Origin of the sequence: Limnohabitans sp., assembly GCF_040400975.1 — a bacterium.
Classification (GTDB): domain Bacteria; phylum Pseudomonadota; class Gammaproteobacteria; order Burkholderiales; family Burkholderiaceae_C; genus Limnohabitans_A.
Genome location: NZ_JBBAPF010000001.1, coordinates 328,588 through 354,372 on the forward strand (window position 1 = coordinate 328,588; position 25,785 = coordinate 354,372).

Below are 25,785 nucleotides of genomic sequence, written 5' to 3' on the forward strand. Positions count from 1 at the left end.
GGCAAGGCCGATCGATTTTTTTGCGTCCCTTACTCACGAAAGGTTTGAACATGAGCTCCAAGTTCCTCTCCATCGCCTTGGCCTGTGCGGCCATGGCCTCTGTCAATGTGATGGCGCAGGATTACCCTGTCGCCAACAAATCCATCACCTTCGTTTTGCCCTATGCGGCGGGTGGCCCAACCGACAAGGCGGCGCGTGACTTGGCCCAATCCATGAGCAAGTTCATGGGTGGCCACAGCATCGTCATCGACAATGCGGCAGGTGCATCGGGCTCGATCGGCGCGAACAAAGTGGCCAAAGCCCCAGCCGACGGCTACACGCTGCTGTTCACCCACATTGCTCAGGCCACCTTGCCCACTTTTTTCCGCAACTTGCCTTACAACGTGGAAAGAGACTTTGAGTACATCGGTCTGGTCAGCGAAAACCCGATGAACCTGATCGGTCGTCCCAGTTTGCCAGCCAACAACATGACCGAGCTGTTGGGGTGGATTCAAGCCAACAAGGGCAAGATCAACATCGCGAACGCCGGGCCCGGATCGGCCTCGCACCTGTGCGGCATGTTGTTCCAATCCACCATCAAGGTGGACATGACTTCGGTGCCCTACAAAGGCACAGCACCTGCGATGACCGATTTGATTGGCGGGCAGGTCGACTTGATGTGCGATCAGACCACCACCACGATCCCGCAGATCGAAGGCAAAAAGGTCAAGTCATTCGCAGTGACCACGCCCACCCGATTGACGGCCGCGGCCCTCAAAGACTCACCCACCATGCAAGAGGCTGGACTCAAGGACTTTTCAGTCACCATCTGGCAAGGCTTGTACGCCCCCAAGGGCACACCTGCGCCGGTCTTGAGGAAACTCAATGACGCCCTGAAGGCGGCCGTCAAAGACCCGGACTTCATCCGCAAACAAGAAGGGGGTGGCGCCACCGTGATCACAGATGCACGCAATGACCCTGCAGGGCACAAAAATTTTGTGATGTCTGAAGTGGCCAAGTGGGCACCAGTCATCAGGGCTGCTGGCGTTTACGCGGATTGAGGTGTTCATGAACGCTGATGTTGTCGTGTGTCTGGTCAGGCACTGATGACATCGGCTTGTTGGATGGGCCTCAGGTCAAAATGCATTGATTTGCATCTTCCTGAGGCTTCGCCATGGCATCACCCGTTTACAACCTGGCCAGATTCGATTTTGTGTCTATACGATTGACCGTGCTGTGTGCTCAGACGGGCAGTCTGACCACGGCCGCGCGTCACTGCAACCTGGTCTTGCCAGCAGCCAGTCGTCGCCTAAGGGAGTTGGAAGCCGCCATCGGGTGCCAGTTGTTTGATCGGCATTCGCGTGGCTTGACCATGACGGCAGCAGGGCGCATCTTCATGCGACGTGGCCTGACACTGCTGCAGGAAATGGAGGGTTTGGTGACCGAATTGGCCGATTTGCAACTGGGCGTTGTACGGCATTTGAGGCTGTTTGCGGGAACAGCGGCCATCAACCAGTTTTTACCCCCTTTGATCGCCGAGTACAGCGGCCTGCATCCAGAACTGCAAATAGATTTGGAGGAGCAAGTTTCGGAACAGGTGGTGTTGGCCTTGCGGGAGGGGCGAGCCGATGTGGGTGTTTTTGTAGAGGGTCCGCATACGGAGGGTTTGGATGTACGGGACTTCCGCATGGATGAGTTGGTGTTGATCCTGCCGCGCGACCATGTCTTGATGGCCCAATCAGCGGTCACTTTTGTGGACACCTTGGACGAATCTTGGATCAGTCTGAACCCGGGTGCCGCCCTGTTGCAGCAGCAGCAAAGTGCAGCCATGGCGGCGGGTAGGACTTTGAAATTGCGCATGCAGGTGCGCAGCTTTGATGCCGTGGGTCACATGGTCGTGTCGGGTTTGGGGATTGCTTTGTTGCCCAAACGGGCGGCGATGCCCATTGTTCGAGCCATGAAGCTGGGTTGGCGCCCTCTGACCGATGCCTGGGCGCATCGGCGCCTGAAAGTGGCGATCCCCAAGGAAGCCGATTCGGTCGTCCAAAAATTCAGGGATTTTCTGCATATGCCTTCGCAAAATGCGAAGGCTGACTGATCAAGGAATAAATAGACCCCTTCCCTCCTGCGCGGCACACTGCGGGGTATGAATACGCAAAAGCCATCTTCCCATGCATCGGTCCCACCCAGTGCCTTGGCAGGTTTGAAGGTGTTGGAGTTGGGTCAACTGATTGCTGGCCCCTTCGCCGCCAAGACCCTGGCCGACTTCGGTGCCGAGGTCATCAAGATCGAGCCCCCCGTCAGCGGTGACCCGCTGCGCAAATGGCGCATGCTCAAGGACGATACCTCGGTCTGGTGGCAAGTGCAGTCGCGCAACAAGCGCTCGCTGGCGCTGGACCTGCGCATGCCAGAAGGGCAAGCCCTGGTGCGCCAACTGGCCCAGGAAGCCGATGTCTTGATCGAGAATTTTCGCCCCGGCGCCATGGAAGGCTGGGGGCTGGCACCGGAAGATCTGGTGGCCAGCAACCCGCGCCTGATCGTGCTGCGCATCAGTGGCTACGGACAGACAGGTCCATACCGCAACCGTCCCGGCTTTGGGGTGATCGGTGAGGCCATGGGCGGCTTGCGCCACCTCACGGCCGAGCCAGGCCGTGTCCCGGTACGGGTGGGGGTGAGCATCGGTGACACTTTGGCGGCCCTGCACGGCGTCATTGGCATTTTGCTGGCGCTGCAGCACCGGCATGCGACCGGCCAAGGTCAGGTGATCGATGTGGCGCTCTACGAGGCTGTCTTCAACTGCATGGAAAGCCTGCTGCCCGAATTCAGTGCCTTTGGTGCGGTGCGGGGAGCGGCGGGCAGTGCGTTGCCGGGCATCGCGCCCACCAACGCCTACCTTTGTCAAGACGGTGCTTATGCCCTCATCGCTGGCAATGGCGACAGCATCTTCAAACGGCTCATGGCCCTGATTGGCCGCCCCGATATGGCAGCTGATCCGACCTTGGCCGACAACGCCGGGCGTGTGGCGCGGGTGCAAGAGCTCGATGATGCGATTGGTGCCTGGACCGCGCAGCGCCCGGTGCAGGTGGTCCTTGAGGCGCTGGAGCAGGCCTCGGTGCCAGCCGGAAAAATATACAGCGTGTCTGACATCGCGACCGATCCGCATTACGCCGCGCGCGGCATGCTGCAGCAAGTCCAGATGGACAATGGCAGCAGCTTGGTGGTGCCGGGCGTGGTGCCCAAGCTCTCGCGCACGCCGGGCAGCCACCGGCGAAATGCACCTCACTTGGGGCAGGACACCGATCGGATCCTCGCGGAGATGGGTTTGAGCCCGCAACAAATTACCGAGCTGCACGAACGCGGCATTGTGGGAGGTCAGGCATGACACAGCGGATTCATTTCAATGAGGTGGTCACGCGTGACGGTTTCCAGATGGAGCCCGAGTTCGTGGCCACCGAAGCCAAGATTGCCCTGATCGATGCTTTGAGCCAGTGTGGCTACGCCAAGATTGAGGTGACCTCTTTCACCTCAGCCAAGGCCATTCCGATGCTGCGCGATGCCGAAGAGGTGATGGGCCGCATCCAGCGGGTGCCAGGGGTCGAGTACACCGTGCTGGTGCCCAATCTGCGCGGCGCCGAGCGGGCGATGGAGGTGAAGCCAGACGAGTTCAACCTGGTCATGTCCACCTCGCAGACGCACAACCTGGCGAATCTGCGCATGCCGCGTGAACACAGTTTCGTCGCCCTGCGCGAAGTGATCGAACGTTTTGGCGCGCAGGTGCCCATCAATGTGTCTTTGTCGGCTTGTTTTGGTTGCCCGATGGAAGGTGAGGTGCCGCAGTCTGAAGTGATGGGCTGGGCGCAGCGCTTTGCCGATCTGGGTGTGCGCGGTTTGACCATCTGTGACACCACCGGCATGGCGCAGCCACGCCAGGTGGCCGCCATGTGCGAGGCCCTGCGCCAGAAGTTCCCCGACTTACAGCTCACGCTGCACTTTCACAACACCCGTGGCATGGGCCTGTCCAACGTACTGGCGGCGGTGCAGTCGGGCATCGACCGCTTCGATGGCTCGCTGGGCGGGCTGGGGGGATGCCCTTATGCGCCCGGGGCCAGCGGCAACATCTGCAGCGAAGATGCCATTCACATGCTCGATGCCATGGGCTGCGACACCGGCATCGACCTTCAGCGCCTGCTGCCGATTGCACGCCAGCTGCCTGCCATCGTCGGTCGCGAAGTCCCAGGACAGGTAGCCAAGAGTGGCCTGATCACGGATTTGCATCCCGCGCCCGAATCGGTGGCGCACTTAATTAAGGAGTTCTCATGATTGATCACCTCGACCACCTGGTGTTGACGACTGCCCGTGAAGCCGCTTGCGTGGATTTTTACACCCGCGTGCTGGGTATGCAGCTTGAGAGTTTCGTTGGGGGTACGCCACCTGTCGAACGCCGAGCTTTTAAGTTTGGCAACCAAAAGATCAATTTGCATGTGCAGGGCTCAGAGTTCGAGCCCAAGGCGCATCTGCCGGTACCTGGCGCATTGGATCTGTGCTTCATCGCCTCGGTTCCTTTGGCGCAAGTGATCGAGCGTTTGCACGCCGCGCCTTGGCCGATCATTGAAGGGCCGGTGATGCGCACAGGGGCAACACAAAAAATCCGCTCGGTTTATGTTCGCGACCCGGACTTCAACCTGATCGAAATCTCCGAGTTGGCGTGAGCACTCCCTGGAAAGTGAGACTGCCATGACCCGACGACCCGCATTGGCGCTGGCCTGCGCACACATGACTGACGAGAGGCTCTATGCGCATCAGTTGGCGGCGCTTGAATCAGCGTACGACTGCAGTGTGTTCGTTTTTCGTGAACACGATTCGATGGCGGGCATGGCCGAGCAGGTTCTATCGGCGATGCCCCAGCGCTTCACCTGGATTGGTTTGTCCTTGGGCGGCTATGTCGCTTTTGAAGCGATCCGCCGCGCACTTCCCCGAATCGAACGTCTGGTGCTCATCGACACCACGGCGGTGGCCGATCACCCTCAGCGGCGTGAAGGCCGTCACAAGGACATCGCAACGGTGCGACAGGGCGGTATCGAGGCCCTGATTCCCGAGCTGCCATCACGCTGGTTGTTGCCGGCCCATGTCGGCAACGCAGCACTTGGTGAATTGATGGGCGGCATGGCCCGCAGTGTGGGTGCCGTGGGGCAGTTCAACCAACAGACGGCCATGCTGGGCCGACCCGATTCACATGCCGATCTGGCGCAGGTTCGCGTTCCCACACTGGTGATGTGTGGCCGGCAGGATCCTGTCACCCCGTTGGCCGACCACGAGGCCATGGCCGCATGCGTTCCCGGGGCTGAGCTGCAGGTGATCGAGTCCTGCGGCCACCTCTCAACGATCGAGCAACCAGAAGCCGTGACATCCGCGCTGACACGATGGTTGCGTGCGACCGATTGAGTTGTGACCGCCAGGCTGCACCCCGTCCTTTTCTGTTCCGTTATTTTTCACACAAGGAGACAAACATGCAAAAACGTCAATGGATCATGAGCTCCGCAGGGGCCGTGATGGCCCTGGTTTGTGGTCAGGCCGCAATGGCCCAGGGGAAATTCCCGGACAAGCCCATCACCATCGTGGTGCCCAGTGCACCTGGTGGCACCACCGATTTCACGGCGCGGCTGATCGCCGAGCCCTTGTCACGAGCGTTGGGACAAGCGGTGGTGGTGGACAACAAGCCAGGGGCCTCAGGCAACATCGGCAACCAACTGGTGGCCAAGGCCAGGCCAGATGGCTACACGTTGTTGTTAGCCTACAGCGGCTTCCAGGTGGGTAATCCGCATTTGTTCAGCAAGACGGGCTAGGATCCGATCAAGGATTTCGCACCTGTTTCCTTGCTCACCCGTGCGCCTCAATTGTTTGCGATCAGAGGTAACTTGCCTGTGAACAACATGCGCGAACTGATCGCCTTTGCCAAGGCCAATCCGGGAAAACTCAACTATGCTTCATCGGGCAATGGCTCGATTCACCACATCGCGGCTGAACTCTTCAAGCAGATGACCGGTACCTCGATCACCCATGTGCCTTACAAGGGCGCTGGACCGGCGGTGCAGGATTTGCTGGGTGGCCAAGTTGACCTCTTCATCACCACGCCGGCCTCGGTGGTTCAACACATCAAGGCCGACAAGCTCAAAGGTGTGGCGGTCACCAGCGCCACACGCCTGAGCTCATTGCCTCAGGTGCCCACCACCCGCGAGGTGGACCTCAAGGATTTCACGCTTGATTCTTGGTTTGCCCTGTATGCGCCTGCGGGTACACCCAACGAAGTGGTGCAAATGCTCAACACCGAGATCGCCAAGATTCTGACCTCGCCAGAGTTGAGAAAGCGAGCCGAAGACGCGGGGACTTTGATTGAGCACATGGGGCCGGCACAGTTGGGCGACTACACCCGCAAAGAGTTGGCCTATTGGGGTCGTGTGATCCAGGAAGCCAAGATCACGGCCGATTGAAGGGCTTGCTCTCCATGGGCATGATTTTGGCAAGCGCGAAACCCTTTATCCTCTGGTTTTCTTGGCCTGAACCGATACACCCATGACCGACCCCCAAACCATGTTGCGCCACCTCTACGATGTGGCGGTGCAGCGTGCCTTGCCCCTGCACAACACCGCCGCCCATTTGCCAACACCCCCCAAGGGGCGCACCTTGGTGCTGGGTGCAGGCAAAGCCGGGGGCGCGATGGCGCAGGCGGTCGAGGCCCTGTGGCCTTTGGATGCGGCACTGTCGGGTCTGGTGGTCACCCGCTACGGCCACACGCCGCCACGTCCGGCAGGTTTGCCCGAGCGCGTTGAAGTGGTCGAGGCAGCCCACCCCGTGCCCGATGCGGCGGGCTTGCAGGCGGCTGAGCGCATTTTGGAACTCACGCAAGGATTGACCGCAGACGATCTGGTGCTGTGCTTGATCTCGGGCGGCGGCTCGTCGCTGCTGACCTTGCCAGCTGACGGCATGGACTTGCAAATCAAGCAAGACATCAACCGCCAGCTGTTGGCCAGTGGGGCCAATATTTCTGAAATGAACTGCCTGCGCAAACACCTCTCGCGCATCAAAGGCGGGCGCCTGGCGGCAGCTTGCGCGCCTGCGCGGGTGGTCACGCTCACCATCAGCGATGTGCCGGGGGACGACCCCTCCATCATCGCCAGTGGCCCCACCGTGCCGGATGCCAGCACCTGCGCCGATGCGCTGGCCATTCTCAAGCGTTATGCGATCAGCGTGCCCGATTCGGTGCTGCAGGCCTTGCAGTCGGGTGTTTGGGAAACACCCAAGCCCGGCTCGCCGGTGTTTGCGGGACACAGCGTGCACATGATTGCCACGCCCCAGCAGTCGCTGGAGGCTGCAGCGGCTGCTGCGCGCGCCATGGGGCTGAATGCCTACATCCTGAGCGACGAGATCGAGGGCGAGTCGCGCGAAGTGGCCAAGGTGCACGCGGCGCTGGCCCGTGCCGCTGCCAAGGGTCTGGGGCCGTTCACCAAGCCCTGCGTGATCTTGAGTGGGGGTGAAACCACCGTGACCATCAAGCCCCAGCTTGCGGGCACGCCACGCGGGCGCGGCGGGCGGGCAGGGGAGTTTTGCATGGGCCTGGCGGAGGCCCTGCAAGGCCAAGCGGGTGTGTGGGCACTGGCGGCTGACACCGACGGCATCGACGGCATCGAAGACAACGCCGGGGCGCAAGTGGCCCCCGATACGCTGTCGCGCGCTGCCGCTTTGGGGCATAAAGTGGCCGATCATTTGCAGCGCAACGACGCTTATGGCTTCTTTGAGCCCTTGGGCGACTTGGTCATCACCGGGCCCACGCACACCAATGTGAACGATTTTCGGGCGATCCTGGTGGTCTGATGGGGTTCGGTGCAGGCTGTGAAAGCCTGCGATGCCCATGGCCTTGCGCCCTGTTGATGTGTGTCAAACCAGCAGGTCCTGTGCTCTGGCACATTCGGGGCCATCATGTTGGACGACACCTTGCCCCATTCACCTTTTTCTGCCGCCGCTCTGGGCACTGTGCCCTTTGCACTGACGGCAGGCACCGTGTTGCTGCACCGGGGTGAACCGGTTGAACACCTCTTGCACATTTTGCAGGGCCGGGTGGTCTTGGGGGTGATGGTCGAAGGTGTCATGGCCCATCAGCTGGGTGTGGTCGAAGGTCCGTTCTGGCTGGAGGCGGCTTCGGGTCTGTTGGGTTTGCCGCATGCGGTCGATGCGCTGGCCGAAACCGATATCCAATTGCAAAACGTGCCCGTGCAGGACTTTGTGGCCCAGGTGCAGGCGCTGCCGGAGGACTCGAAAAACCTGCTCATGGACATGGCGCGTTCGCAGCGTCAACAAACCGAGATGGGTGTGAGCCGCTTGGCCAAAGACGCCGATGCACGTTGTGCCGAATGGCTGTTGCGCCATGCCCAACCGGACGAACTTTTGGGGGGCTTGGCCGTGAAGTTCACGGAGCGCAAGCGCACGATTGCCGCCCAACTGGGCATCGCCCCAGAAACGTTTTCACGCGTGCTGCGCCATTTGCGCGATCGCCAGCTGATCAGCGGCGGCGGGCGCGTGCTGGGCCTGCCTAACCCGCAGGCCCTGCGCGAGTTGGCCGGCGTGTGAGTCCTTGAGGCTTCAGACTTTTTTAAGCCTTGGATTTTTCATCCACAGCACGGGTTGTTCCTTGACTGGGCGGGCTGGCGCACCGTGTTGCAGCAAGGCCTGGTCGAGCGCTTGACCGGCTTCGTCTTGCAAAGCTGCGTTGCGGATGCGGGCCACGGCCTCGGCTTGCTCGACCACAGGCACTTGAGAGGCTGGGCCACACACATGGCGCAGGATGTGCAGCAGGTTGTCTTTGCCGCGCTCGTTGGTGCTGCCGTAGCCTTTGATGAGCTGTCCGCAACGCGCCAGCTCCAGACCCAGCGCGGGTGACAGGCGCGTGGCGGCTTCGATGCCGCCCAACCATTCTTCGATCAAGGCTTGTTCGGTGGCATAGCGGCTGCCCAGCGGGCGCAGCACGCGCAGGCTGGCCAAGAGGCGCAAGCTGGCCATGCCCCACAGCGCATGGCGTGCCACCTTCAGGGGCATGGACCAAGGCGTTTTGCCATGGGTTACGCGGGCCCGGTCCCAGCGCAGCAGCCGGTTGGCCAAGCCCTGTGGCAACAAGGCTGCCAACTCGGGCACGCCGGGTTTGAAGTGGTCGTACACCTTGAGCACGTCGCCATCTTGGGCCTTGACTTCTTGCGTCACGCGGTCCCAGCGGCTGGCGCGGCTTTTCAGATCGGCCACGCGGATGATGTCGTCAAACGCCATCCACAAGGCCAACCAGCGGGTGGCCTCCAACGTGACGGGGCAGGTGTCGTTGGCTGAAGCGGATTCGGTTGCCATCAAACGTTCGAGCCGCTGCACATACAGGCGGGCATAAGCGGTGCCTTGGTACTCGACCAATCGTTGGTGTGCCAAGCCCATCAAGGGGTGGAGCACGGCTGGAAACTTGGCGGCCACATCGGCAGGCAGGGCAGCCGATGAAGAGGGAGCAGCCAAGGCAGGCTTCATCACATGCTCGACATACTGCGCCTGTTCGCGTTGGCGCGTGACCAGATCAAAAGCCAGCGCAAAGCCGCGCATGCTGGCTTGCGCCGCTTTGCTCGGGCCTGCCAACACCGTTTCGTAATGTCCGCGTGTAAAAGGCAGCAAGCCGCTGCCTGCAATGGCGCCCAGCATCACGGCGCTGACCATGGTGCCGCTTTGCTGGCACAGACTGGCCATGTCCATCACATGGTGTCGCAGGCTGTGCGCGGCCACCACATCGAGCAGCGGGCCTTCGGGGCGGCGGCCGTCGCCCATGGTCATTTTTTCGGCGGTGGTCAGCGCTCGCGATGAGGCGCTGATCACCAGCGTGCGGTCGTTTGAAGCCAGCCCGTTGCCAATCTGGCGTGCGGTCTCCAGCAACTCGGATGACACCAGCGCATCGAGCCTGCCCGGCAGCGGGTTCAGGCCCAGCACAGGCAAGCGGCCTTGTAGCTGGCTGTGCGGCAGGGGGTAGACCTCGAGGTAATAGGTGGTGGCCCCGGTGCGTTGCGCCACGCCGGGAATGGAGGTGGCTTGCGCCGGGTGGCCGGCGTGGCGGGCCACGTCGACCAGCCAGTCGGCCAGCACGCCGCCGCCTTCGCCGCCCAGAGCGCACAGCAAAATGGAAATCGGTTGGGTCATGGTGTGAGTCTCTGAAATGGGCGTTTCAAGCAGGTTGCAGCCAACGTGTGGCCAGGCCTTGCCAGCGGGCCCACAGACGCTCGTGCAGCTTGGGGTTTTGCACCACTTCGGCGCGGTAAAAAGAAGGGCAGAGCGTGGCCGCATGCGCGTTTTCGCCGCACAGGCCGCAGCCCACGCAGCCGTCGATCACGGTGGCCACCGGGTCGACTTTCAACGGGTCGGGGTTGTCTTTCAGCGTGAGGGTGGGGCAGCCCGAGAGGCGAATGCAAGCGTGGTCGCCGTTGCACACGTCCTCGTCCACGCCGTATTTCACACGTTCCACCCGTTCGCCTTTGGACGATAGCGATGCCAGCCAGGGCTTGATGCGGCGCTGGCGCTCCAGCTGGCATTCGCCTTCGGCCACGATCACCTTCAGGCCCTGGAACTCGGTGGTGAAGGCCTCGGTCAGCGTGGCCTGCATGTGGCTCACTTCATAGGTGTGCACCGTGCGCAGCCATTGCACGCCCAGGCCTTTCAGGGTGGACTCGATGGTCTGGTTGGTGTGCACCATGCTCTGGCGTTTGTCGCCCGCCAGTTGCTTGGCGATGTCGGTCGGCGTGTTGATGATGTCTTGCGTGCCGGTGGCCGAGGTGTAACCGTTTTTGAAAATCAGCAGCACCGCGTCGTCGCCGTTGAACAAGGCACTTTGCACGCCGGTGAGCAAGCCGTTGTGCCAGAAGCCGCCGTCGCCCATCACCGACAGGACGCGGCGCTTCATGACGGGCGACACGCCCGCCCGGCTGGCCAGGCTCATGCCATAGCCCAGGATGGAGTGGCCAAAAGAAAAAGGCTCAAAGGTGGCCAGTGCGTGGCAGCCAATATCGCCTGCGATGTGCACCGGGCCCACATCTTGTTGTGCCAGTTTGAGTGCAGAAAACACCGGCCGCTCGGGGCAACCGATGCACATGCCGGGCGGCCGTGCGGGCACAGGGCTGCCCAAAAGGGTTTGCACTTGCTGGCGGCGCTCGCCGTTGGTGGCCAGCCATTGGCGTGTGGCCTCGGGCACGGCGTCGGCTTGGTGGCGGTCCAAGAACTTCAGCAGGCCTTGGGCCATGATCTCGGCGGTGTATTCGCCGCCCGAGGGCAGCATGTCTTTGCCGTGCAGCGGAGTTTGCAGGTCCAGGCGGCGCAGCATCAGGGCCAGTTCTTGCTCGATGTATTCGGGCTGGCCTTCTTCGAGCAGCAGCACCGCCGATTTGTCCTTGCAAAAATTCACCAGTTCGTCGGGCACCAGCGGGTAGGTCACGTTCAGCACCAGCACCGACAAGCTGGTCACCCCAAAGGCATCGGCCAGGTCGAACTGCTGCAGGGTGCGCATCAGCGTGTTGTAAAGACCGCCTTGCACGATCAGGCCCAGGTGGCGGTGGGTCGTGCCTTCAAAGTGTTCGTTCAGGCGCTGCTCGGCAATGTATTGGCGGGCAGCGGGCAGGCGGTGCTCGACTTTGCGCTTTTCTTGTGCAAAGGTCACAGGCGGGTGCGCCAGGCGCATGTAGTTGAAGCCTGCGGGCTCGTCGATCAAGTGTTTTTTGGACAGCTTGGGGGCCTGGTTGTCCTTGGCCACAAACTGGCCGCGCACATGGCAGGCGCGGATGCGCAGCTCCATCATCACCGGCATGTTGGACGCTTCAGACAACCTGAAACCATGCTCGACCATGCTGACCATCTGGCCCAGCTCGGGCCGGGGGTCGAGCAGGCACATGCCCGACTTGAGCGCATAGGCGTGCGTGCGCTCTTGAATGACGCTGGCGCCTTCGCCGTAATCTTCGCCCACCACGATCAGCACACCGCCCGTCACGCCGGGCGATGACAAATTGGAGAGCGCATCGGCCGCCACGTTGGTGCCCACAATCGACTTCCAGGTGACTGCGCCGCGAATCGGGTAGTGAATGGACGCGCCCAGCATGGCCGCAGCAGACGCTTCGTTCGAGCAGGCTTCCACATGCACGCCCAGCTCGTCCATGTAGGGCTTGGCCTGCACCATCACATCGAGCAAGTGCGAGACCGGCGCGCCTTGGTAGCCGCCCACATAACTCACGCCCGACTGCAGCAGGCCCTTGGTAATGGCCAGGATGCCCTCGCCATGAAAGACCTTGCCCGCGCCCATGCGCAGGGCCTTGATTTCTTCGTGAAATGAAACTTCCACAGCTGCTCCTTGCGTTGATTCGCCCGCTGGCATTCCCTTTGTGTAGGAGCCCACCCCGTGGGCGATGGGCGTGTCACACGCCCTCAGAAACCATCGCCCACGGGGTGTGCTCCTGCATTGGGGCAGACAAAACCATTTTACGTATAAGTGCATAAAATATTCCGAATAAACGGTATGCGCTAAATGAATATCAAAGACCTGGACCTGAACCTCTTGCGTTTGTTTGACGCGGTCTGGCGCACGCGCAGCGTGAGCCTGGCCGCGCACCAGCTGGGCATGTCGCAGCCAGCGGCCAGCCAGGGCCTGGCGCGTTTGCGGGCGGTGCTGGGCGATGCCTTGTTCGAGCGCAGCGGCGCGGGCGTGCGGCCCACCCCGCGGGCCGACCGACTGGCGCAGGCGGTGCAATTGGCGCTGGGCACCATTGAAGATGCGCTCAATGTCTCGCAGGTGTTTGACCCGCAGCGCTCGGCCCGCGTGCTGCGTCTGCACCTGAGCGACATTGGCGAGGCGCGTTTTTTGCCCGAGCTGGTCTTGGCGCTGCAACGCCACGCGCCAGGCATGCGGCTCGAAACCTTGGCGCTGCCACACGACAAAATTGCCCCCGCGCTGGACAATGGCCAGTTGGACCTGGCGATGGGTTTTTTGCCCGAGGTGAGCGACACCTTGCAGCAACCCTTGATCAATGACCGTTATGTGGTGCTGATGCGCCAAGGCCATCCGGTGGCGCGGCGCTGGGCGCAACTTGAAAAAGCACGTACAGCGCCCGAAGCAGCACAGGCTTTGCTGGCCGAGTTGGAGTTTGCCGCTGTGCGCACCCACTCGGACACGCTGCGCATCCTCGAGTTGATGCATTGTCAGCACCGTTTGCGACTGACGGTGAGCCACTTCTTGTCGCTGCCCGGCATTGTGCGCAGCAGCGATTTGGCGGTCTTGATGCCACGCATTTTTGCGCAAGGCTTTGCCGAGGCCGGGGCGCTGGCCCTGATCGAGCCAGAGTTGCCCCTGCGCGACTTCACCGTGTCGATGCATTGGAGCACCCGTTTTGACAAAGATCCCTGCCTGCAGTGGTTGCGGGGCACCGTGTCCCGACTGTTCAGCACCATCGAGTTCCAGCCATGAGCTCTTTCAAACCTTACTTGAGCGCCATCGAAGCGCCCAGCCTGGCCGAGGTGCAGGCGCTGCCCGGTATTGTGCTGCTGGAGTTTGGCACCGAATGGTGCGGCCACTGCCGTGCAGCTCAGCCCTTGATCGCGCAAGCTTTGGCCACGCAGACGCCCTGCCTGCACCTCAAAATCGAAGACGGGCCGGGCCGTGCGCTGGGCCGCAGTTACCGGGTCAAGCTCTGGCCCACGCTGGTGCTGTTGCGCGATGGGCATGAAGTGGGCCGGCTGGTGAGGCCTGCATTCGTGCAGGTCATACAGAACTTGATGCCCGAGGTCTGATTTACAGTAGATCCGTTTGACGGATTCCGTATTGCGGAATAAAATTTAGACATGATCCATTCGTTCATCTGCGGCAATACCGAAGCTTTGTTCAAAAGTCAGCCCGTTCCCCGCTTCCGAAAAATCGAAAGGGTGGCACGGCGAAAGCTCTTGCAATTACATGCTGTCACGGAATTGGTCAGTCTGAGAGTCCCTCCCGGTAACCACTTGGAGGCCTTGAAGGATGATCGAAAAGGACAACACAGCATCCGGATCAACGACCAATGGCGTATTTGTTTTGTCTGGCACGACAACGGGGCTTACCAAGTCGAAATAGTGGACTACCACTGAGGAGTTGAAGATGACCGAATTACTTGACGAAATTCATCCTGGTGAAATCTTGTTGGAAGACTTCATGAAGCCCATGGGCATTTCTGCGCGTCAGCTGGCCGCTGACATTGATGTTTCGCCGAGCCGAATCAGCGATCTGGTCAATGGGAACCGTCCCGTTACGGCAGACACTGCCTTGCGCTTGGGGCTGTTTTTCAATATGGAGCCTCGGTTTTGGTTGAACCTTCAAACCGAGTACGACATGCGTCAGGCCGCGAGAACGCTCACTGACACGATTGCGCCACGCATTCGGGTGTTCCAACAGCCAGCCTCTGTTTGATCCAACGAGGGCTGGATGCCCTTAAGCCAGCAAAGCCCCAGCATCCTCGTACCAAAACATCAGCGCCGCATCGTAGCTTTCCCACACACAACCGTTGCAACCTCGCCCGCAGCACGAGGTGGGCTCGGGTGGTGGATCCCTGAAGTCATGGCCGGCGGCCTGCAGGCGTTCTTGAAATTGCGCAATGCCGCGGCGCACGGACGCGCGCTGGGCTGCATAGGGGTCGATGATGGGGTGTTCGTTCTCGGCGCTCATGCCGTATTGTCTGACAAGGCGAGTCCGCTTTTTGTGGGGCTGAAGTCGCTGGGCTATGGGTTGGGCTTCACACTTTGGCCTTGGATGACCGTGTGCGCAATCAAGCGTTCATCGCCTAGAACGATCATCGCAAACAACCATTCGGCCAGGGTCTCGGTTTGTGCGGTGCGGCGTGCCAGCAGCGGCGTGGCTTGGGGGTTTAGCACCACAAAGTCGGCTTCGCAGCCGGGCAAGAGGTTGCCGACTTGGCCATTCAGGTCGAGCGCGGCGGCAGCGCCCGCCGTGTGTTGCCACCACAGGTGTTCGGGTGCCAAGCTGATGCCGGGTCGGCCGACGTTTTGTCTGGCCACGGTGTAGGCCGCGTGCATGGTGTGAAACGGACTGAAGCTGGTGCCGCCGCCCACATCGCTGGCCAGTCCGTAGCGCAGACCGGCTGCGTCTGATGAGGTGTAGTCAAAGAACCCACTGCCCAAAAACAGGTTGCTGGTGGGGCTGACGGCGGCGGTCGCACCCACCTCGGCCATGCGGCGGCGGTCGGTGTCGTCCAGGTAAATGCAGTGCGCATACACCGAGCGCTGTTGCAAAAGGCCCGCGCGGTCGTACACATCCAGATAACTGCGCGCATCGGGGAAGAGTTCGTGTACCCAGCGGATTTCATCCAAGTTTTCCGCCACATGCGATTGGATCCACACATCGGGAAATTGCTGCGCGATCTCGCCGGCACCGTGGAGCTGGGCTGGCGTGCTGGTGGGTGCGAAGCGCGGTGTGATGGCGTAGCCCAAGCGGTCCACGCCGTGCCAACGACGGATCAGGTCCTCGGTCTGGCGCAGGCTCAAAGCCGTGTCGGTGTCGCGCAGGCCGTCGGGGCTGTGGCGGTCTTGCAGCACTTTGCCGGTGATCATGCGCAGGCGGCGCTTTTGCGCCTCGGCCATGAACACATCGACCGATTCGGGATGGGCGGTGGCAAAGCACAGGGCGGTGGTCACACCGTGGCGCATCAACTCGTCCAGAAAAAACGCGCTCACTTCCTGGGCATACGCCGGATTGCCGAACTGTTTTTCGTGCGGGAAGGTGTAGTGCTCCAGCCAAGGCAACAGGCCGTCGGCGGGCGAACCGATCACATCGGTTTGCGGGTAGTGGATGTGCAGATCGACAAAGCCAGGGGCGATGCACCGGTCGGGCCAGTGGGTGGTGGGCAGGTCGGGGTAGTGTGGAGCCAACTCGCGGTAGGGGCCGATGGCCTGGACGCGGACGATGCCATCGGGTTCTTGAGCTGTGACCAGCAGGCCGTCGGTTTCGTGCTGAACTTGCGGCTTGGACGGGTCGGGGAACCACAGGAGGCTGGCTCGCCAAGCTTGCCAATTGGAAACAGGGGGAAGGGCCGTCATCGGTCGGTCAATTCAAGTTGGATTAATTGGGATCTGACCCCAATTAAATGACCCCAATTAGAAGTTTTCATGGGGCGAGGATAGCGTTCAGCACGCGCTCGGGGGTGGCGGGGGTGTTCAGTCTAATCGGGGTGCTGCCGGGTCGGGTGACACCAATCGCGTCGCGCAGCGCCTCCACCACGCTGATGGCCAGCATGAAGGGCGGCTCGCCCACGGCTTTGCTGCCGCCCACGTTGCCCTCAACGTTGGCCTCGTGCCACAGCTCAATGTTCAGCTGCGCGGGCATGTCGGCGGCGGTGGGGATTTTGTAGGTGCTCGCGCCCTTGGTGAGCAGCTCGCCCTTGGCGTTCCAAACCAGCTCTTCGGTGGTGAGCCAGCCCAGGCCTTGCGCGAAGCCGCCTTCGATCTGACCGATGTCGATCTCGGGGTGCAGCGAATGGCCTACGTCGTGCAGGATGTCGGTGCGCAGCACGCGGTACTCGCCTGTCAAGGTGTCGATGGCCACTTCGCTGCAGGCCGCGCCGTAGGCGAAGTAATAAAAGGGTCGGCCGGTCAGGGTGGTGCGGTCGTAGTGGATTTTGGGCGTGGCGTAAAAACCGTCGCTCCAGAGCTGCACGCGCTGGCCGTAGGCATATTGCACGGCCTCGGGGAAGCTGCGCTGGCGCACCGGTGTGATGACTTGGCCGCCTTCAAAAAGCACGGCTTCGGCGCTGCAGTTGTCCAGCTTGGCGATGCAGCTGGCGATGTTGTGGCGCACCTGAAGCGCGGCGTTTTCGGCGGCGCGGCCATTGAGGTCGGTGCCGCTGGAAGCCGCCGTGGCGCTGGCGTTGGCCACTTGGTCGGTGTCGCTGGCGCTGGCGTGCACTTGAGCGGCGGGCAAGCCCAACACACGGGCCACCAAGCCACACACCTTGGTGTGCAGGCCCTGGCCCATTTCGGTGCCGCCGTGGTTCACCCGCACGCTGCCGTCGGTGTAGACCGAGACCACCGCACCCGCTTGGTTGAACTGCGTGGCGGTGAAGCTGATGCCGAACTTGACCGGGGTGAGCGCCAGACCTTTTTTGATCACGCTGTGCTGGGCGTTCCAATCTGTGATGTTTTGCCGCCGCGCACGGTAGTCACAGCGCTCGGCCAGTTGCGTCATCAACGGGTGCAAGATGTTGTCTTCGACCTTCATGCCGTAAGGCGTGGTGTCGCGCTCGCCCAGACCGTACAGATTGACCAGGCGCACATCGAGTGCGTCCAGACCGAGGTGGCGGGCGATGTCGCCCATCACGGTCTCGATCAGCAGCACGCCTTGCGGTCCACCAAAGCCGCGAAACGCGGTGTGGCTTTGGGTGTGGGTCTTGCAGCGGTGCGAGGCGATGTGAAGATCACTGAGGTAGTAGGCGTTGTCGGTGTGAAATATCGCGCGATCGGCCACTGGGCCGCTCAGGTCGGCGCTGTGGCCGCAATGGGCCAGTTGTACCGAATCGAGCCCCAGCACGCGGCCCTGCGCGTCAAAGCCCACCTGCCAGTCATGGCTGAAGGGGTGGCGCTTGCCGGTGATCAGGATGTCGTCACCCCGGTCCAGCCGCATCTTGACCGGGCGGCCGAATTTGTGCGCGGCGAGCGCCGCCCACACGGCCAAGTGCCCGGCCTGCGTTTCTTTGCCGCCAAAGCCCCCACCCATGCGCCGGCACACCACGCGCACCTGTGACAGCGGGATGTGCAACGCATGCGCCACCCAATGCTGCACCTCGCCCGGGTGCTGCGTGCCGCTGTGGATCAGCCAGTGGCCGTTCTCTTGCGGGATGGCGTAAGCGATCTGGCTTTCCAAATAAAAGTGTTCTTGCCCGCCGATCTCCAGCGAGCCTTGCAATTGGTGGGGTGCGGCGTTCAAGGCCGCGGTGGCGTCACCGCGTTGCACCGTGACCTTGGGCAGCACAAAGCTGCCCGCTTGCATGGCCTCGCGGGCGTGCAGCAGGGGAGTGGCTTGTGTGGTTTGCAGACGCATCTGGCGGGCGGCGTGGCGCGCTTGGGTGTGGCTGTCCCCCAGCACCAAGCCCATCACCTGGCCCACATGCATGAGTTGTGGCCCGGCAAAAATGGGCTCGTCGTGCACAAAGGTGGCCAGCAGCGGGTCACCCGGGATGTCTTGCGCGGTGACCGTGCCCACCACACCTGGCGCTGCCAGCACCGCCTCCAGGTCCATGGCGATCAGTTGCGCGTTGGCCAAGGGGCTCATCAAGGGCGCGGCGTGCAGCGTGCCTTCGACCAGTGGCAGGTCGTCGATGTAGCTGGCGCGGCCTTGCACCTGCGCGTTGGCGCTTTCGTGGAAGCGGTGGGTGCTGGCGGTTGGGGCATTCGTGTTCATGCGAGGTCCTCCAAGCGAACCGTGGCTTGGCCGGTGCTCTCCAACCAAGCGCGGCGCAGCAGTTGGCCCAAGATGGTTCGGCGGTAATCGGCGCTGGCGCGCAAATCGCTGAGCGGCGAAAACTCATCCGCAATGGCGGTCTGTGCGGCTTGTAAAGTGGCTTCTTTCCAAGGCTGGCCGATCAGCGTGGCCTCGGTCTTTACGGCACGCGCAGGCGTGGCGGCCACCCCACCCGCGCCGATGCGGGCGGCGGTGATGCGCCCCGCATTCACCTGCAGTTGCAAAGCCAGACACACGGCCGAGATGTCGTCTTCTTGACGTTTTGACACCTTGTAAGCGCCCAGCCATTCGCCCGGGGCAGGGCGGGGCACCACCACCCAAGCCAAGACCTCGTCCGGGGCCAGCAGGCTTTGTCGGTAGCCGGTGTAGAACCGGTCCAGTTGCACATGGCGGTGCACAGCGCGTCCTTTTCTCCAAGCCATCAGCACCACCTGTGCGCCCAGCGCGATCAAGAGCGGCATGCTGTCGCCAATCGGCGAGCCGTTGGCCACGTTGCCGCCCAGCGTGCCAGACTGGCGCACCGGCCAGCCCGCAAAGCGCTCGCCAAAGGGCGCGATCACCGGTCGGTCGGCGGCCAGCGCCTCAAACGCGTCTTGCAAATTCACGGCAGCACCGATCGCGATGTGCTGCGGGTAACGCTCCACCCGGCGCAGCTCGGCCACGCGGGTCAGGTCGATGATTTGCGGCAGGCGGCGCAGGCCTTGCGTGATCCACAGCCCGGCGTCGGTGGCCCCGGCGATCAGCTGCGCTTGGGGGTGCTGGGCGCGGGCTTGCAGCAAAGCCCTCAGGGTGTTGGGGCGCAGGTAGTTGCCGCCGGTTTTTTCGGTGGTCGCGAGCTTTTGCAGCGCCGCCACGATGGGTTGTTCATCCACGGCCTGCGCGGCATCGGCCTGGAGGCTGCAAGCGGCTTGCACGATGGGCCGGTAGCCAGTGCAGCGGCACAAGTTGCCCGACAGGGCTTCATGGGCGCTGTGCTTGTCCGCGGCCTGGCCTTGGGCCACGGTGCGCTGGTAGAGCGCAAACAGGCTCATCACAAAACCCGGTGTGCAAAAGCCGCATTGCGAGCCGTGGCACGCGACCATGGCCTGCTGCACCGGGTGCAGCTTGCCGTCGCTCTGGGCCAGATCGGCGGCGGTCCACAGGGCCAGGCCGTCGATGGCGTGGGCGGGTTTGATGCAGCTGTTGACGGCGCGGTATTGCAAACGCCCATCCACCGCTTCGGCCACCACCACGGTGCAGGCCCCGCAGTCGCCCGCAGCGCAGCCCTCTTTGGTGGCCGTCAGGCGCAGGTCCTCGCGCAGGAGGTCGAGCAGGGTTCGGTCTGGTGGTACATTGCCCGGGTTCATCAATTGACCGCGATGCCAGAACCGCAATGGACTGGACACAAGCGGCGCAGATTTCAGAGAGGAGACAAGCGTTTTTGACATGGCAAATCACTTTTCAGGATCCTCTGATCCTAGGATAAACCCGGGGTTCACCTATGGGTCTGATGCCATAACGCTTATCTGAAATCCAACATGAAGCAGCCGCATCTTTTCGACAAGATCGACCTTCAACTCATTCGCACCCTTCACACCTTGCTCACCGAACGCAGTGTCTCCAAAACCGCCATGCGCTTGGGCCAGCAGCAGCCTGCCGTGTCCGTGGCGCTCAAACGCCTGCGCGAGTTGACGGGCGACCCGATTTTGGTGCGCTCAGGCACCGGCATGGTGCCCACCGATGAGGGCCTGAAGATGCTGGCCCCCGTCTCGCAGATCCTGCAGGCGGCCGAAGGTCTGTTTACTCCGGCCCGGGTGTTTGAGCCTGCCCAAGCGCATGAGACTTTTCGCATCGCGGCCAGCGATACGCTGGACCCTTTGTTCTTGCCGTCTGTCATGGCCCGCGTCAAGGCGCTGGCGCCCCATTGCCGGGTCGAGGTGCATGCCTTGTCGGCCCAGGCCCAATACGCGCACGACCTGGGCCAAGGCCTGATCGACGTGGTGATTGGCAACTGGGCTCAGCCCAGCGAAGAACTTCACCGCGCTCAGCTGTTTGAAGACGAGGTGGCCTGCCTGGTCAGCAGCAAGCACCCGGCGGTGCGCCGGGGCTGGACGCAGGACGACTGGCTGGCCTGCGAGCACATTGCGCCCACGCCCGCTTACCCAGGGTGGCGCGGGGTGATCGACGAACACCTGGACCAGTTGGGGCTGGTGCGCAATGTTTCGGCGCGCTGTGCCCACTTTGGTTTGATGCCACGCATGGTGGCATCGAGTTTGCTAGTCCTGACCACGGGGCGGCAGTATTGCCAACGCTTTATGCAAGGCCCCGATGCGCCCCGCGGCTTGAGCTTGCTGCCCTGTCCAGTGGCTTTTCCCAAGATGGTGTATTACCAACTTTGGCACGAGCGCAGCCATGCATCGGCTGCAGCCCGGTGGCTGCGCGAACAGGTGAAAATCAGCGCAGCCCAGTTACCTCATCCGAACCCCTTGAACCCGACATGACCACACCCCTCTTGTCTTTGCAAGGCATCACCAAGCGCTACCCGGGCGTGGTGGCCAATCAGGACGTGTCGCTGACCGTGATGCCCGGCCAGGCCCATGCCGTGCTGGGCGAAAACGGCGCGGGCAAGTCCACCCTGATGAAAATCATCTACGGCTCGGTCAAACCCGACGAAGGCCAGGTGGTGTTCAACGGTCAGCCCGTCAACATCCGCAACCCGCAAGAAGCGCGCAAGCTGGGCATCAGCATGGTGTTCCAGCACTTCAGCTTGTTTGACACGCTGACCGTGGCCGAAAACGTCTGGCTGGGGCTGGACAAGTCGCTCAGCCTGGCCGAAGTGACCGAGCGCATCGTGGCCAAGGCCAACGAGTACGGCCTGGACCTCGAACCCGAACGCCCGGTGCACACCCTGAGCGTGGGCGAGATGCAGCGGGTGGAGATCATCCGCGCCTTGCTGACCGAGCCCAAGCTCTTGATTTTGGATGAGCCCACTTCGGTGCTGACACCGCAGGCGGTGGAGAAACTCTTTGTGGTGCTGCACCAATTGGTCAGCCAGGGCGTGAGCATTTTGTACATCTCGCACAAGCTGCATGAAATTCGGGCACTGTGCAGTGTTTGCACGGTGTTGCGCGGCGGCAAGCTCACGGGTGTGTGCGATCCGCGTGAAGAGTCCAACGCCTCGCTCAGCCGTTTGATGATCGGGGCCGAGCCCCCGGCCTTGCAGCATGTGGCGCGTGCGCCTGGCGACGTGGTCTTGTCGGTCAAGGGCCTGAGTCTCACGCGGCAAGACCCGTTTGGTGTGGACCTGGACGGCATCAGTTTGCAGGTGCGTGCGGGCGAGGTGGTGGGTCTGGCCGGCGTGTCAGGCAATGGCCAAAAGGAGTTGATGTGGGCCTTGTCGGGTGAAGACACCCGCGCAGGCGAGCAGTGCGGCGCAGCCAGTGTGCGTTTGTTGGGTCAGCCGGTGGCGGCTTGGGGGCCGATGCCGCGCAGGCAAATGGGCCTGCACTTTGTGCCCGAAGAGCGGCTCGGTCGGGGGGCTGTGCCATCCCTGAGCCTGTCGCAAAACCTGTTGCTCACGCGAAGCGAGTCCGTGGGTGCGGGCGGCTGGGTGCGCATGGGGGCGTTGGCCGATCAGGCGCGCGGCATCATCGACCGCTTCAAGGTCAAGGCCTCTGGACCGGACGCCGCAGCGCAGTCGCTGTCGGGCGGAAATTTGCAAAAGTTCATTGTGGGGCGCGAGATCAGTGCGGCCCCAAAACTGCTCATCGTCTCGCAACCCACCTGGGGCGTGGACGTGGGCGCGGCGGCCCAGATCCGCGCCGAAATCTTGGCGCTGCGCGACGCGGGTTGCGCGGTGCTGGTGGTGTCTGAGGAGTTGGAAGAATTGTTCGAGTTGTCTGACCGTTTGCATGTGATCGCCAAGGGGCGCTTGTCGCCTTCGGTGGCGCGGACCGAGGCCACGGTGGCACTGATCGGCGATTGGATGAGTGGCTTGTGGCCTGAGACCACAAGTCAAGACCAGGAGGCTCAGCATGCTCAAGCTTGAATTGCGGCCCCAGGCTTCGCGTCTGTGGACCTATGCCTCGCCTGTTCTGGCGCTGGTGATCACGGTGCTCTTGGGTGTGGCGCTGTTCATGGCGCTTGGCAAAGATCCTATGCGCGGTTTGCAAATGTTCTTTTGGGAGCCCATTAAAACCACCTACGCCATAGGCGAGTTGATGGTCAAAGCCACGCCGCTGTTGATCATCGCCTTGGGTTTGGCCGTGTGCTTCAGGTCCAATGTCTGGAACATTGGTGCCGAGGGGCAGTTTGTCATGGGCGCGGTGTGTGCAGGGGGCGTGGCCTTGTTAGCGGACAAAGACACGGGCCGCTGGATCGTGCTGGCGGTGCTTTTGGCAGGTGTTTTGGGCGGTATGTTTTGGGCGGGCATCACGGGTTTTTTGCGTGACCGCTTCAATGCCAACGAGATTTTGGTCAGCCTGATGCTGGTGTACGTGGCGGTCATGGTTCTGAACTACTTGGTATTCGGACCCTGGAAAGATCCAGATGGGTTTAATTTTCCCCAGTCCAAAACTTTTGCGTCAGTGACGCAAATTCCGCGTTTGATGGACGGTTCCCGCGCAAGCATTGGCTTGCTTTTGGCGTTGGTGAGTGCGGTTTTGTTGTGGATTTTTCTGTTCCGCACCCGGGCGGGATTTGCCCAGCAAGTGGGTGGCTTGGCCCCGGATGCAGCACGTTATGCCGGCTTTTCTTCGCGCAAGGCGCTGTGGGTGGCGCTCTTGGTCTCGGGCGGGGCGGCGGGTCTGGCGGGCGCTTTGGAGGTGGCCGGGCCCATCGGGCAGCTCACGCCTTACGTGCCTGCGGGCTATGGTTTTGCCGCCATCATTGTGGCCTTTGTCGGGCGCTTGCATCCAGCAGGCATGGTGCTGTCAGCCGTGCTGATGAGCATGTTCTACATCGGCGGCGAGTTGGCGCAATCGCGCTTGGGCCTGCCCAAGTCGATCACGGGTGTGTTCCAGGGTTTGCTGCTGTTTTGCCTGTTGGCGTGTGACACCTTGGTGGCCTACCGCTTGCGCTGGGTTGCTGCCAAGAAAGGAGGCGTGTGATGGAGTCGTATGCATTGCTGATCGCAGCCACCCTGAACGCGGGTACGGTGCTGGCCATCGCCGCTTTGGGCTTGCTGATCAATGAAAAGGCCGGCGTGGTCAACCTGGGGGCCGAGGGCATGATGCTGTGCGCGGCCATTGCGGGCTTTGCCTGTGTGGTGCACACCGGCAACGACTGGCTGGGCTTTGCAGCGGGCATGGGTGCGGGTGCGTTGCTGGCCGCCATCTTCGGTGTACTGGTGATTTGGCTCAACACCAACCAGTACGCCACCGGGCTGGCGCTGAGTCTGTTTGGGGTGGGCTTTTCTGCCTTTGTGGGCATTGGCTATGTCCAAGAGAAGTTGCCAGAGCGGCCGAACTACGAGATCCCCTTTCTGGCCGACATTCCTTTGCTGGGCCCCGCTTTCTTCAAACAGCACCCCTTGGTGTACGGCGCCATCTTGTTGGTTTTGGCACTGATCTGGTTCCTGTACCGAAGCCGCACCGGTTTGGTGCTTCGGGCGGTGGGTGAATCACCGGCTTCTGCACACGCATTGGGCTATCCAGTGCGCCTCATTCGCCTGGCGGCGGTGGTGGCGGGCGGCGCTTTGTGCGGGCTGGCGGGGGCTTACATCTCTGTGAGCTACACGCCCTTGTGGGTCGAAGGCATGGTGGCGGGCAAAGGCTGGATTGCTTTGGCCCTGACCACTTTTGCCACTTGGCGTCCGGCACGCGTCTTGCTGGGTGCCTACCTGTTTGGCGGCGTGACCATGCTGCAGTTCCATTTGCAAGGCATGGGCGTTGAGGTGCCCAGTCAGTTGCTGTCGGCGCTGCCTTACATTGCCACCATTGTGGTGCTGGCCCTGATCTCACGTAACCCTACTTGGATTCGGGTCAACATGCCGGCGTCTTTGGGTAAGCCCTTTTACCCCGGTTCATAATCTGCGTTTTCTCCAACCCCTGTAACCCTGTTTAAAGGAACTGACATGACAGACATCTCCAAGCGCTCCATCGTCAAGATGGTGGCCCTGACCGCTGTGGCAGCCGCCGCATTGGTCGGTTGTGGCAAAAAAGAAGAGGCGCCCAAGGCCGCTGCCCCAGCTGCGGTTGCCAAGCCCGAGCCCCTGAAGATCGCGTTTGCCTATGTCGGCCCTGTGGGCGATGGCGGTTGGACCTTTGCGCACGACAACGGCCGCAAAGAAATCGAAAAAGCTTTCGGCGACAAAGTGGTCACCACTTTCGTTGAAAAAGTGCCAGAAAGCGCTGACGCCGAGCGCGTGATCCGCGACATGGCGGCCCAAGGCAACAAGCTGATCTTTGGCACCACATTCGGCTACATGGAGCCCATGCTCAAAGTCGCCGCTGACAACAAAGGCATCAAGTTTGAGCACGCCACCGGCTACAAAACCGCCGAAAACATGCGCACCTACGACAGCCGCACCTACGAAGGCGCGTACATGGCGGGTGTGATTGCAGGCAAGATGACCAAGACCAACACCCTGGGTGTGGTCGCCTCGATCCCAATTCCTGAGGTGATCCGCAACATCAACAGCTACACCATGGGTGCGCAGTCGGTGAACCCCAAGATCAAGACCAAAGTGGTCTGGGTCAACGAGTGGTTCAACCCACCGAAAGAATCTGAAGCCGCCACCTCGCTGATCAACGCTGGCGCTGACGTGCTGATGCAAAACACCGATTCGTCGGCTGTGCTGCAAACCGCTGAAAAAATGGGCAAGCGTGCCTTTGGTTGGGATTCCGACATGACCGCCTACGGCCCCAAGGCTCACCTGGGTTCGGCTGTGATCAACTGGGGTCCTTACTACGTCAAGGCCGTGGGTGAAGCCCTCGAAGGCAAGTGGAGCACCGGCACCAGCTGGTGGGGCGTGAAAGAAGGCGCGATCGAGATGGTCAACGTGGCCGCTGACGTGCCAGAAGACACTAAAAAGCGCATCGCCGAGATCAAGGCTGGCCTGAAAGACGGCAGCTTCCACATCTGGAAAGGCCCGATCGTGGACCAGTCCGGCAAGGAAATGTTGGCCAAGGATGCGGTGGCTGACGACAAGTACCTGGGCGGCGTGATGTTCTACGTCAAGGGCGTGGAAGGCAAGATCCCTGGCAAGAAGTGATCTGATCCCTTCACTGTGATCTGATCTGACCAGCCGCCCGTTGCAAAACGGGCGGCTTTTTTATGGTTTT

At 61.8% G+C, this 25,785-nt stretch carries 23 protein-coding genes and 1 pseudogene; 18 read left to right on the forward strand and 6 right to left on the reverse strand.

Annotated elements, in window-relative coordinates; all coding sequences use genetic code 11:
- Nucleotides 1–50: 50 nt before the first annotated feature.
- From ABWQ00_RS01675 to ABWQ00_RS01715, 9 genes and pseudogenes are all read left to right on the forward strand, one after another.
- Nucleotides 51–1,040, forward strand: coding sequence for a tripartite tricarboxylate transporter substrate-binding protein (locus tag ABWQ00_RS01675; protein ID WP_353236924.1), 990 nt, complete (start codon nucleotides 51–53; stop codon nucleotides 1,038–1,040).
- 113 nt (nucleotides 1,041–1,153) lie between these two features.
- Entirely contained in the window at nucleotides 1,154–2,077 is a 924-nt protein-coding gene (locus ABWQ00_RS01680) for a LysR substrate-binding domain-containing protein (protein ID WP_353236925.1), read from the forward strand.
- Between the two features lie 48 nt (nucleotides 2,078–2,125).
- Nucleotides 2,126–3,361 (forward strand): CaiB/BaiF CoA transferase family protein, encoded by a 1,236-nt coding sequence (locus ABWQ00_RS01685; protein ID WP_353236926.1) that lies wholly within the window; start codon nucleotides 2,126–2,128, stop codon nucleotides 3,359–3,361.
- Complete coding sequence (locus ABWQ00_RS01690; protein ID WP_353236927.1) at nucleotides 3,358–4,299, forward strand: hydroxymethylglutaryl-CoA lyase; 942 nt, start codon at nucleotides 3,358–3,360, stop codon at nucleotides 4,297–4,299. The genes ABWQ00_RS01685 and ABWQ00_RS01690 overlap by 4 nt, the downstream gene beginning before the upstream one ends.
- Nucleotides 4,296–4,688 carry a VOC family protein gene (locus tag ABWQ00_RS01695; RefSeq protein WP_353236928.1) on the forward strand — a complete coding sequence of 131 codons (393 nt, stop codon included), beginning with the start codon at nucleotides 4,296–4,298 and terminating at the stop codon, nucleotides 4,686–4,688. The genes ABWQ00_RS01690 and ABWQ00_RS01695 overlap by 4 nt, the downstream gene beginning before the upstream one ends.
- Before the next feature lie 25 nt (nucleotides 4,689–4,713).
- Nucleotides 4,714–5,421 carry an alpha/beta fold hydrolase gene (locus tag ABWQ00_RS01700; RefSeq protein WP_353236929.1) on the forward strand — a complete coding sequence of 236 codons (708 nt, stop codon included), beginning with the start codon at nucleotides 4,714–4,716 and terminating at the stop codon, nucleotides 5,419–5,421.
- Between the two features lie 86 nt (nucleotides 5,422–5,507).
- Nucleotides 5,508–6,467: pseudogene (locus ABWQ00_RS01705) on the forward strand (Bug family tripartite tricarboxylate transporter substrate binding protein).
- 82 nt (nucleotides 6,468–6,549) lie between these two features.
- Complete coding sequence (locus ABWQ00_RS01710) at nucleotides 6,550–7,848, forward strand: glycerate kinase type-2 family protein (protein WP_353236930.1); 1,299 nt, start codon at nucleotides 6,550–6,552, stop codon at nucleotides 7,846–7,848.
- Nucleotides 7,849–7,953: 105 nt separating this feature from the next.
- On the forward strand, nucleotides 7,954–8,601 hold the full coding sequence (locus tag ABWQ00_RS01715; protein WP_353236931.1) for a Crp/Fnr family transcriptional regulator: 648 nt from the start codon (nucleotides 7,954–7,956) through the stop codon (nucleotides 8,599–8,601).
- Nucleotides 8,602–8,613: 12 nt separating this feature from the next.
- On the opposite strand, the gene ABWQ00_RS01720 is transcribed toward ABWQ00_RS01715, so the two are convergent.
- Both ABWQ00_RS01720 and ABWQ00_RS01725 read right to left on the reverse strand, forming a co-directional pair.
- Nucleotides 8,614–10,191, reverse strand: a complete 1,578-nt coding sequence (locus ABWQ00_RS01720) for an indolepyruvate oxidoreductase subunit beta family protein (protein WP_353236932.1) — start codon at nucleotides 10,189–10,191, stop codon at nucleotides 8,614–8,616.
- Between the two features lie 25 nt (nucleotides 10,192–10,216).
- The gene (locus tag ABWQ00_RS01725; protein ID WP_353236933.1) at nucleotides 10,217–12,373 is read right to left on the reverse strand and encodes a thiamine pyrophosphate-dependent enzyme; all 2,157 of its coding nucleotides are present in this window, start codon (nucleotides 12,371–12,373) and stop codon (nucleotides 10,217–10,219) included.
- A 183-nt stretch (nucleotides 12,374–12,556) separates the two neighbouring features.
- On the opposite strand from ABWQ00_RS01725, the gene ABWQ00_RS01730 reads away from it, so the two are divergent.
- From ABWQ00_RS01730 to ABWQ00_RS01745, 4 genes are read left to right on the forward strand one after another with little or no spacing between them, the layout of a single operon-like run.
- A complete protein-coding gene (locus ABWQ00_RS01730) occupies nucleotides 12,557–13,492 on the forward strand; it encodes a LysR family transcriptional regulator (protein ID WP_353236934.1) in 936 nt (311 codons plus the stop codon).
- Nucleotides 13,489–13,815, forward strand: coding sequence for a thioredoxin family protein (locus ABWQ00_RS01735; RefSeq protein ID WP_353236935.1), 327 nt, complete (start codon nucleotides 13,489–13,491; stop codon nucleotides 13,813–13,815). The genes ABWQ00_RS01730 and ABWQ00_RS01735 overlap by 4 nt, the downstream gene beginning before the upstream one ends.
- A gap of 51 nt (nucleotides 13,816–13,866) precedes the next feature.
- A complete protein-coding gene (locus ABWQ00_RS01740; RefSeq protein ID WP_353236936.1) occupies nucleotides 13,867–14,145 on the forward strand; it encodes a type II toxin-antitoxin system RelE/ParE family toxin in 279 nt (92 codons plus the stop codon).
- A gap of 10 nt (nucleotides 14,146–14,155) precedes the next feature.
- On the forward strand, nucleotides 14,156–14,464 hold the full coding sequence (locus tag ABWQ00_RS01745; RefSeq protein ID WP_353236937.1) for a HigA family addiction module antitoxin: 309 nt from the start codon (nucleotides 14,156–14,158) through the stop codon (nucleotides 14,462–14,464).
- A 21-nt stretch (nucleotides 14,465–14,485) separates the two neighbouring features.
- On the opposite strand, the gene ABWQ00_RS01750 is transcribed toward ABWQ00_RS01745, so the two are convergent.
- The 4 genes from ABWQ00_RS01750 to xdhA all read right to left on the reverse strand — a co-directional run bounded on the left by ABWQ00_RS01750 (nucleotide 14,486) and on the right by xdhA (nucleotide 19,869).
- Nucleotides 14,486–14,719, reverse strand: coding sequence for an oxidoreductase-like domain-containing protein (locus ABWQ00_RS01750; protein WP_353236938.1), 234 nt, complete (start codon nucleotides 14,717–14,719; stop codon nucleotides 14,486–14,488).
- Nucleotides 14,720–14,772: 53 nt separating this feature from the next.
- Complete coding sequence (gene guaD, locus ABWQ00_RS01755; protein WP_353236939.1) at nucleotides 14,773–16,107, reverse strand: guanine deaminase; 1,335 nt, start codon at nucleotides 16,105–16,107, stop codon at nucleotides 14,773–14,775.
- Between the two features lie 67 nt (nucleotides 16,108–16,174).
- The gene (gene xdhB, locus ABWQ00_RS01760; protein WP_353236940.1) at nucleotides 16,175–18,463 is read right to left on the reverse strand and encodes a xanthine dehydrogenase molybdopterin binding subunit; all 2,289 of its coding nucleotides are present in this window, start codon (nucleotides 18,461–18,463) and stop codon (nucleotides 16,175–16,177) included.
- Nucleotides 18,460–19,869 (reverse strand): xanthine dehydrogenase small subunit, encoded by a 1,410-nt coding sequence (gene xdhA / locus ABWQ00_RS01765; RefSeq protein WP_502908050.1) that lies wholly within the window; start codon nucleotides 19,867–19,869, stop codon nucleotides 18,460–18,462. The genes xdhB and xdhA overlap by 4 nt, the downstream gene beginning before the upstream one ends.
- 171 nt (nucleotides 19,870–20,040) lie before the next feature.
- Between xdhA and ABWQ00_RS01770 the strand changes: the two genes are divergently transcribed.
- Genes ABWQ00_RS01770 through ABWQ00_RS01790 form a run of 5 tightly spaced genes read left to right on the forward strand, consistent with a single transcriptional unit; the run spans nucleotide 20,041 to nucleotide 25,715 of the window.
- Complete coding sequence (locus ABWQ00_RS01770) at nucleotides 20,041–21,003, forward strand: LysR family transcriptional regulator (RefSeq protein WP_353236942.1); 963 nt, start codon at nucleotides 20,041–20,043, stop codon at nucleotides 21,001–21,003.
- On the forward strand, nucleotides 21,000–22,550 hold the full coding sequence (locus ABWQ00_RS01775) for an ABC transporter ATP-binding protein (protein WP_353236943.1): 1,551 nt from the start codon (nucleotides 21,000–21,002) through the stop codon (nucleotides 22,548–22,550). The genes ABWQ00_RS01770 and ABWQ00_RS01775 overlap by 4 nt, the downstream gene beginning before the upstream one ends.
- Nucleotides 22,537–23,610 carry an ABC transporter permease gene (locus tag ABWQ00_RS01780; protein WP_353236944.1) on the forward strand — a complete coding sequence of 358 codons (1,074 nt, stop codon included), beginning with the start codon at nucleotides 22,537–22,539 and terminating at the stop codon, nucleotides 23,608–23,610. The genes ABWQ00_RS01775 and ABWQ00_RS01780 overlap by 14 nt, the downstream gene beginning before the upstream one ends.
- Complete coding sequence (locus tag ABWQ00_RS01785) at nucleotides 23,610–24,530, forward strand: ABC transporter permease (protein WP_353236945.1); 921 nt, start codon at nucleotides 23,610–23,612, stop codon at nucleotides 24,528–24,530. Before ABWQ00_RS01780 ends, ABWQ00_RS01785 begins: the two co-directional genes overlap by 1 nt.
- A 45-nt stretch (nucleotides 24,531–24,575) precedes the next feature.
- Nucleotides 24,576–25,715: a BMP family ABC transporter substrate-binding protein gene (locus ABWQ00_RS01790; RefSeq protein WP_353236946.1), complete on the forward strand. Its 1,140-nt coding sequence runs from the start codon at nucleotides 24,576–24,578 to the stop codon at nucleotides 25,713–25,715.
- Nucleotides 25,716–25,785 lie beyond the last annotated feature (70 nt).